Source organism: Pontibacter sp. E15-1, from assembly GCF_022601975.1.
Taxonomy (GTDB): Bacteria; Bacteroidota; Bacteroidia; order Cytophagales; family Hymenobacteraceae; genus Pontibacter.
The window spans coordinates 109,438-117,049 of record NZ_JAKVIR010000021.1 but is presented as its reverse complement, the minus strand read 5'-3'; the positions used below and the strand labels follow the sequence as shown (position 1 = coordinate 117,049).

Genomic DNA, 7,612 nt, shown 5'->3' with positions numbered 1-7,612 from the left:
ACTCGCCTGCAAGGGACTTGCACCCTCTGGAATAATTTGATACCTTCAGTATCAGGTGCCCATACTGGGCGCACACAACACCTATAAGGTAGCTACGCCATTTCATAGCAGAGCCATTACAGGTAATGTGACAACTATATAGATTGATAAACCATACTCAGAGAGAATAATTATCTACACATAGAATGTATAAAATTGCAGTAATCGGTGGTTTGGGCACATTATCTGGTGGCGATTTATTTTTTAAGCTTCTGAAAAACAAAGAGGCATTAAAAAATCAGAAGAAGTATCATTTCATTTTCGAACAACAACCCTATAGCCAGATTGAATCTGCCTTATACACAGAGCAGGATATCAAATCAAGGAAGTTTTATACCTTCTCCATTTGCAAAAATTTTGAACAAAAAGATGTGTCTAAAATTTTGCTGCCTTGCTTTGCAAGTCATTCCTTTTTAGACGAATTACAAAAAGAAACCTCCATTTCTATTGTCAACATTTTTGATGCCATCGCCGATTACCTGAATTCTAAAGTTAAAAAAGGGACAAAAATAGGGGTGTTGACATCCAACTTTGTGAAAGACTCATTCTTACTAAAAAAATATTTTCAAGATTTTGAATTGGTGTATCCTGCAAATCAGGCCCAATTAATGGACGCTATATATGGTGAATCAGGAATAAAGAACGGGTACTTAGATGGTTTGCCATTAGAATACATATACGAGGCCTGTACAGAGCTAAATACAAAAGGTTGTGAAGTAATTTTACCTTGCGTAACCGAAATTTCGCTCATCGTAAACCAACTCTGGAAAAGAGGAATCCCGATTATAGACGTTAATGAGGTTTATGCAAACTATGCCTTAGCAACAGGAAATGTTCCGCATGCCAAACCCTTTAAACTTGGTATTGTGGGAGGGGTCGGGCCTTCCGCAACGGTCGATTTCATGAATAAAGTTATTCAGAACACACCTGCAAAAAAAGATCAGGACCATATAAAAATGGTGGTGGAGCAAAATCCTCAGATTCCTGACAGAACGGCCAATTTGATTCACAACCAAACAGACCCAACAATTGCCTTGTTTTCAACTTGTAAAAAATTGGAAGCAGCTGGTTCAGATGCCATTGCAATACCGTGCAATACGGCACATGCCTTTGTAAAAGAAATACAGGAGCACCTCAATGTGCCAATTGTGAATATGATAACAACTACTGCAGCACATATTTTAAAGCATTTTGGCGAGGGAACTAACGTAGGGTTATTGGCAACAACGGGCACCGTTCAAAGCAAAGTGTATTACAACGTACTTACTGATTTTGGGCTTCAGGTTATTGTTCCGGATGATCTGCACCAAGGCTATGTAATGGAAAGCATTTATGGAGAATACGGTGTAAAAGCTGGCTATACTGAAGGGGTTTGTAAAGACCATATTCTTAAGGGAGCTGATTACCTTATTGAAAATGGTGCTCAGGTAATTATTCTGGGTTGCACAGAATTGCCCCTTCTATTCCCTCAAGCTAAAGAACTCGCAGGTGGAGAAAAACCGGTTGCACTAATAGACCCAACATTAGTTTTAGCAAAAGAAATAGTGAATTTGGCTAAGGTAAACGCATAAAATCACTATCTGTAATCTAGCAGACGGCACCGCATCATCTACCCCCGTCACCTCTCGTGAAATCTGGGAATCAGCATCCTTTTAAAACAGTCAGGGCTTTCGCAAAGCTGCTCTTGTTGCGTCTTTTGACCAACAAGTTGTTGGTGAGAACACACAACTACGGCGGGCTGCAGACTGCTTTCGCTCTGTGTTTCGATTTGATGCGAAAGTCCTGACTGTTTTACCTGCCGCCTTTCATAATCAAAACGTGAAATCGAAAATTACTTTAGGTTGAATTACTTCAAAATGAAGTTTATAGCCATTGAGGGTATTCTACTGTCAGAACAATGCAAAATGATTCCCAGTTTTTCCGGGAGGCACCGGGGGTAGGGGCCCTCTATTTGTAGATTTCCGGTGCCACGTCAGTGGCAGCCGTTAGGCAGGAAATGTACACAGCGCCGAGCGGGAAAACGCGCCCCAGCGGGCGTGGAGCGCAAAGCAGGCTATGAAAACAAGGAGTTTCTAATCTTGTTACCACCGCGATATGACCGACTTCACGATTTATATGTGATTCCTAACTATCCTTCACAAAAAGGCGCTTGTCGAATTCGAATGGGGAGGTTTGGGTGATGGTAACGTCTCTGAAGTTTTTGTGGCGGGGATTGAGGAGGTAATTATACGTGCCCTGCACGGTGGCCGAAGGCACTTTCAGCACCAGGTATTCGCTGCCCAGCACAAACGCGTCGCCCATTTCCTGGGTGCTGTTGGCGTGCGGAAAGCTTTTCCAGTCCGCGGGCATCTCCTCCAGCGTTAGTTCCTGCACCGGGGCATCGTCCGGCACCTCGATCTGAATCAGGTGATAGTCGGCGGGCACGATACCGAGCGGCATGTGCACGGCAATCTCCACGGTGCACAGCGCAATTGACTCGCTGGTATAGAGGATGGCAATGCCTTTGCTGTTCCAGCGCCCGCCGGCCAGTTCTGCGCCGCGCCCGGAAAGGTCGTTCTTGAACTTACCCCTGCTGAGCCGGTATACGATCATGCCAACACGCCATGCTCAATGCGCGTCAACTCGTCCTTCAGCAAACCGATGCCGAAGGTGCTGTCTAAAAGCTCTTTGGGCTTAATGCCGCCCAGGGCTACGTTTTTCGCGCTCAGCCAGGCGTCAAAGTTAAGCTTGTCGCCAAACACCTCCACGCCTTTATTATATACCAGCGTGATCTCCAGTATCTTCTCCGAGTGCAGCGGGTCGAAGGTGCGCCTGTCTTTTTTATACCGCTGGAACGTGCGCTCCGACAGGTGCAGATAATTCGACCATTCAGTCGTGCTGAAAGGGCTTATGTTGGCGATGTTCTGGAAAAGGGCATATTTTATACCCTCCCGCACCGTGCTGATGAGCATGAACACGTCCCGGTCGTCAATCTGCTTATAGCTAAGCTCGCTACTAAGTACCTGTGCCATAGTTAAAGTCGTTTCTGTTTCAAAGATAGCGAAAGTTGTCATATTTAAAACGCCATTTGTCGTTAAATAGTTCTGAAGAGTTTATGGTTGAATTTTCATGGGGCTCAGGGCAGTGCTGCCTGGAAATCGTGCGCGCTCTTTCACAGCATGCACACGCCTGTTTTCGTGCAGCCATCAGGTCACCACCCGGAAACAGCCACCCCGCCTGGTGCTTCGGGAAAAGGGGAATCATCCGGACCAGAGCACTTTTTCGGGGGCTTAGGCGTTATAAGATTCTAACAACCCCGGAACAGAAATGCGCAAATGCATCGTGGTGGCAGTTGGGTTCCTGATGAGCCTGAGTGCCTGCAAAACCCCACAAACAAACTCAAACACACAGCAACTGCCCCCCACCCCTGCCCTGACCATGGCGGACGTACTGCCCGTGACACAGCCCACTACGCCGGAAGCCAAAGCTGCCCAGGAGGCGTTTATACAGGAGCACGTCGACAGGTTCAAGAGCCGTGCGTTGGCCAGCGCATACTATGTGCTGCAGGGGCAGCGCACGTTTAAGGAGGAGAAAACCGATTCGGCCACGTATTTCTTCAGCCGCGCCTACCTCATGGATAGCACCAACAACGACGTATACTGGGGGTATGGCCTGCTCTACGGCCAACAACAGGAGTATGACAAGGCGCTGTTCGCGCTATACCATGCCTTAAAAAGCGACCCCGGGAACCCGCGCCTGCTTAACGATGTTGCTACCAGCCACCTCAGCCGATTTTATGTAAACAGCAATCCCGAAGACCTGCTGCAGAGCAAGAAGCTACTGGAGCAGGCCGTGCAACAGTCGCCGGAGGAGGCGGACCTATACTATAAACTGGCGATTAGCAGCTACTACCTCCGCGAATACGAGAGCGCCTGGGGCTACCTGCACAAAAGCCAGACCTATGATGCATCCGTGGGCGATGAGGCCTTTATCTCGGCTCTGCTGGAGAAGCACCCCGACCCCGCAGGCAAATACCCCACGCCTCCTGCGCCCTAAGCTTGTGAAATAGGCCATATTCAATTACTTTTATATTCGAACATAACAAACCTCACCCTTCAAGTAAGATATACCGATGAAAAGAATAATGATAGCCGTGCTTGCGTTTGTCTGTGCCACATCCATGGGTATGGCCCAGGAACAAGCCGCCGAAAAAGACATGCAGGTGCTCCCGATGTTTGGGGGAAAGGCAAAATCCGAGGCGCAGCAGAAGAAAGACGAGAAGTTCCTGACCAGCTGCGACAAGAGTTTCACGAACCGGCAGGAGGCGAGCAAGTTTTTTGTGGAGCGTGGCTGGGAGTATTTGAACGAAGGCCAGCTGGACACCGCCGTTTACCGCTTTAACCTGGCCTGGCTGCTGAACCCCGACAACAAGGACACCTACTGGGCGTTTGGCCTGGTGACATCCTCGCAGGGCGAGCACGACAAGGCGATTTCTTTTTATGAGAAAGCGCTGGTGTATGACCCCAAAAACGCGACGCTGCTGTCTGACATCGCCTCGACCTACCTCAATGTATACAAAGACGGCAAGCAAAAAAAGCGCGACCTGAAGAAGGCAGACAGCTACCTGAACGAGGCCATCGCCGCCGACCCTGCCAATGCCTATGCGCTCTACAACCTTTCGAAGGTGAAGTTTTACCAAAAAGAATACAGCGATGCCTGGGCCTACCTGCACAAAAGCCGTGAGGTAAACCTGATGCAAATCGACTATGACTTTATCGCGCAGCTGACTGATAAAATGCCAGACCCGAAAGGGTTCTTCCGGTCGTCGCTGCCAGCCACCCCGCAGGAATAAAATCGAAGCCTCTGCCCAAAAGCAGGGGTTTTTTTTCTGGCCATTAGCAAAATCAGCAAGAAACGGGTTGCGTGTACGGGGCGCTTTTCGGTACTTCACCCCATGAACCATTACGAGACAGTGGCCGAGGCCATGCGCTACATCCGGGCACATGCCCTGCAGCAGCCCGACCTGGAGGAAGTGGCGGCGCACGCCTGCCTGAGCCCGTACCATTTTCAGCGGGTGTTTACGGAGTGGGCAGGTGTCAGCCCCAAGAAGTTTCTGCAGTTCCTGACCCTGCGCCATGCCAAAGCCATCCTGGCGCAGGCGGTGTCGCTGGCAGAGACGGCCTCGGTCAGCGGCCTTTCCGGCACGGGCCGCCTCCACGACCTGTTTCTGCAAATCGAGGGCCTCACCCCCGGCGACTACCAAAGGCAGGGCGAGCAGCTCACGATACGCTACAGCATGGCTAGCTGCCAGTTCGGAAACTACCTCGTGGCCGCTACACCAAAGGGTATCTGCCACCTGCATTTTTACCTGGACGAACAGGAGGCCTTGCAGGAACTTGTCGTACAGTGGCCCAAGGCGACACTAATCCGGCAACAATGCCCCCTGTACGAGCAGGTACAGGCTTTTTTCGAGACATACCAGCAGCTACAACCCGGCAAGATTCCGCTGCACCTGAAGGGTACCCCGTTTCAGCTAAAGGTATGGGAGGCGTTGCTCCGGATACCCGAGGGACGGCTTTCCTCCTACGCGCATCTGGCCGGGGGTATAGGCCGCCCCACCGCCAGCCGGGCCGTGGGCACCGCCATCGGCAACAACCCCATCGCTTTCCTCATCCCCTGCCACCGGGTTATCAAAAGTGTGGGCGGCATTGGCGAGTACCGTTGGGGGAGCGAGCGCAAGATGGCCATGATCGGGTGGGAAGCCGCCCGGCACACCCCAGAAATGACAGCCGAGGCGCCACACTCCCAGTTGCCGCTTTTTGGTAGGCAAACCTGAGGGCGCGAGAGCAAAATCCGCTTTGGCGAAGGGAGAAATAGTTTGGCGGCGGCTTTCCGGTATATGTTAATTTGCTATATTTGTTGCTCTCCCTTTGCTACATTTTTAGCTAAACATATATATGAAAAAGAATTTTATGAAAGCCTCTGTATACCTATTGGCTGGTAGCATGGCGCTTTCCTCATGTGTCGTGTCCAAGAAGAAATACGATGACCTGTTGAGCCGAAAAAATGGCCTGGAGGTAGACAAAGCTGACCTGGAGAAGCAAAAATCCACGCTGGAGCAGCAGAAGGCAAGCCTCGAGCAGGAGAAAGCCAACCTGGAGCAGGAACGGGCGCAACTGGAGCAGCAGAAGGCTGAGTACCAGCAAAGCCTGGCGCAGGCCCTGAAAGAGGGGAAAACACTGGGTGACAACCTGAACATGAGCAAATCGCAGATCGAGCGCCTGAACGCCGACCTGAAAGCACGTGAGCAGCGCCTTGCAGAACTGCAGCGCATCCTCGACGAAAAAGACAAGGCTGTGGCCAACCTCCGCAACCGCGTGAGCAACGCCCTGCTCGGCTTCAACGACAAGGACCTGACGATCAACGTGCGCAACGGCAAGGTATACGTGTCGCTGGCAGAGCAGCTATTGTTTAACTCCGGCTCCACCAAAGTAGACCCGAAAGGCGTGGACGCACTGAAGAAACTTGCCTCGGTGCTGAAAGAGCAGCAGGACGTGAACGTGCTGGTGGAAGGCCATACCGATGACGTTCCGATCTCGAAAGGCACTGTGGGCATGCAGGACAACTGGGACCTGAGCGTGCTGCGCGCCACCGAGATCACCCGCATCCTAACCTCTACTGGTGTCGATCCGCACCGTGTCACGCCATCGGGCCGCTCAAAATACGTGCCTTTGGATGAGGCAAGCACCAAAGAGGCGCGCCAGAAAAACCGCCGCACCGAGATCATCCTGACCCCGAAACTGGACGAGCTGTTCCAGATCCTGGAGACCACTTGATCCACCGCTTCCCGGAAGTATAAAATCTTAAACGGCAGATGCCCCGCATATATGTATGTGGGGCATCTGCCGTTTTGGGGTATAAAAGGTGCTTGACGGAATGGTTTTAGGGATGGATCGTGAAGGGAAGCCACACGCCCAGCGGCGTTAACTTTCGGAATGAAATTCTGAAAGAGCGACTTGGAATGCTGCCACAGCATTTTATACCCTCTGTTTTATACCCCCTGCCCTATCCATATATAAATAGTATAAGCGGAATGGTGCAGCAGATGGTATCAGGCAACAAGCTCCTGAGGCCTTGGCAGCACCTTTTTGAACAGCGGCACCAAAAGCAGGTAAAGCACGCCGCCCGTAGGCAGCGCCACCAGCACCCATACCAGTATACCAGCCAGATTGGCTACCCAAAGCTGATTCAACGCATCCAGCCAATCGGCGGAGAACATTCTCCGCATCTCGGAAAGCGATAGCCGCAGCGCCGCGAGGCCAAACAGCCGGATACCTGCCTGAATAAACGGAATAGCCAGCAACAGCTGCAAAGGCTGCACCAGGTAGCTGACCAGCACCGTGGCGGCGATGTTCAGCCGGAAGCGTGCCGCAAGCGCAGTGCTGAGCGCGGTGGTCACGCCAATGGCGGGGATAAGGCCTACCACCGATCCGAGTGCTACCGTGGCGGCCAGTTTATGGGGCGTCATTCCCTCCCGGAGCAAGTTGCGCATCGGAAGCACGACTTTGTTCCTGAAAAATTTGGATATAACGCG

The 7,612-nt window shown here is 51.3% G+C and carries 8 protein-coding genes; 5 read left to right on the top strand and 3 right to left on the bottom strand.

The features are described from left to right. The first annotated feature begins 185 nt into the window (after positions 1-185). Complete coding sequence (locus tag MKJ04_RS15580) at positions 186-1,610, top strand: amino acid racemase (RefSeq protein ID WP_241642576.1); 1,425 nt, start codon at positions 186-188, stop codon at positions 1,608-1,610. 553 nt (positions 1,611-2,163) lie between these two features. Here the strand turns inward: MKJ04_RS15580 and MKJ04_RS15575 are convergent. Together MKJ04_RS15575 and MKJ04_RS15570 are read right to left on the bottom strand one after the other, a co-directional pair. Continuing rightward, the gene (locus tag MKJ04_RS15575) at positions 2,164-2,631 is read right to left on the bottom strand and encodes an RES family NAD+ phosphorylase (protein ID WP_241642575.1); all 468 of its coding nucleotides are present in this window, start codon (positions 2,629-2,631) and stop codon (positions 2,164-2,166) included. Continuing rightward, positions 2,628-3,050 carry an antitoxin Xre/MbcA/ParS toxin-binding domain-containing protein gene (locus MKJ04_RS15570; RefSeq protein ID WP_241642574.1) on the bottom strand — a complete coding sequence of 141 codons (423 nt, stop codon included), beginning with the start codon at positions 3,048-3,050 and terminating at the stop codon, positions 2,628-2,630. Before MKJ04_RS15570 ends, MKJ04_RS15575 begins: the two co-directional genes overlap by 4 nt. A gap of 295 nt (positions 3,051-3,345) precedes the next feature. Here MKJ04_RS15570 and MKJ04_RS15565 point away from each other — a divergent pair, with 295 nt between their 5' ends. From MKJ04_RS15565 to MKJ04_RS15550, 4 genes are all read left to right on the top strand, one after another. Continuing rightward, positions 3,346-4,074: a tetratricopeptide repeat protein gene (locus tag MKJ04_RS15565; protein WP_241642573.1), complete on the top strand. Its 729-nt coding sequence runs from the start codon at positions 3,346-3,348 to the stop codon at positions 4,072-4,074. Positions 4,075-4,150: 76 nt separating this feature from the next. After that, on the top strand, positions 4,151-4,870 hold the full coding sequence (locus MKJ04_RS15560) for a tetratricopeptide repeat protein (RefSeq protein ID WP_241642572.1): 720 nt from the start codon (positions 4,151-4,153) through the stop codon (positions 4,868-4,870). Positions 4,871-4,972: 102 nt separating this feature from the next. Next, a complete protein-coding gene (locus tag MKJ04_RS15555; RefSeq protein ID WP_241642571.1) occupies positions 4,973-5,854 on the top strand; it encodes a methylated-DNA--[protein]-cysteine S-methyltransferase in 882 nt (293 codons plus the stop codon). A gap of 121 nt (positions 5,855-5,975) precedes the next feature. Beyond that, positions 5,976-6,854, top strand: a complete 879-nt coding sequence (locus MKJ04_RS15550) for an OmpA family protein (RefSeq protein WP_241642570.1) — start codon at positions 5,976-5,978, stop codon at positions 6,852-6,854. Positions 6,855-7,129: 275 nt separating this feature from the next. On the opposite strand, the gene MKJ04_RS15545 is transcribed toward MKJ04_RS15550, so the two are convergent. Continuing rightward, positions 7,130-7,570 carry a DUF2062 domain-containing protein gene (locus MKJ04_RS15545; protein WP_241642569.1) on the bottom strand — a complete coding sequence of 147 codons (441 nt, stop codon included), beginning with the start codon at positions 7,568-7,570 and terminating at the stop codon, positions 7,130-7,132. Positions 7,571-7,612 lie beyond the last annotated feature (42 nt).

Excerpts from the sequence above, each read along its gene's own strand:
- MKJ04_RS15550 (WP_241642570.1), top strand. The coding sequence starts at position 5,976 with ATGAAAAAGAATTTTATGAAAGCCTCTGTATACCTATTGGCTGGTAGC.
- MKJ04_RS15570 (WP_241642574.1), bottom strand. The coding sequence starts at position 3,050 with ATGGCACAGGTACTTAGTAGCGAGCTTAGCTATAAGCAGATTGACGAC.
- MKJ04_RS15580 (WP_241642576.1), top strand. The coding sequence starts at position 186 with ATGTATAAAATTGCAGTAATCGGTGGTTTGGGCACATTATCTGGTGGC.
- MKJ04_RS15555 (WP_241642571.1), top strand. The coding sequence starts at position 4,973 with ATGAACCATTACGAGACAGTGGCCGAGGCCATGCGCTACATCCGGGCA.
- MKJ04_RS15575 (WP_241642575.1), bottom strand. The coding sequence starts at position 2,631 with ATGATCGTATACCGGCTCAGCAGGGGTAAGTTCAAGAACGACCTTTCC.
- MKJ04_RS15565 (WP_241642573.1), top strand. The coding sequence starts at position 3,346 with ATGCGCAAATGCATCGTGGTGGCAGTTGGGTTCCTGATGAGCCTGAGT.
- MKJ04_RS15560 (WP_241642572.1), top strand. The coding sequence starts at position 4,151 with ATGAAAAGAATAATGATAGCCGTGCTTGCGTTTGTCTGTGCCACATCC.
- MKJ04_RS15545 (WP_241642569.1), bottom strand. The coding sequence starts at position 7,570 with ATGCGCAACTTGCTCCGGGAGGGAATGACGCCCCATAAACTGGCCGCC.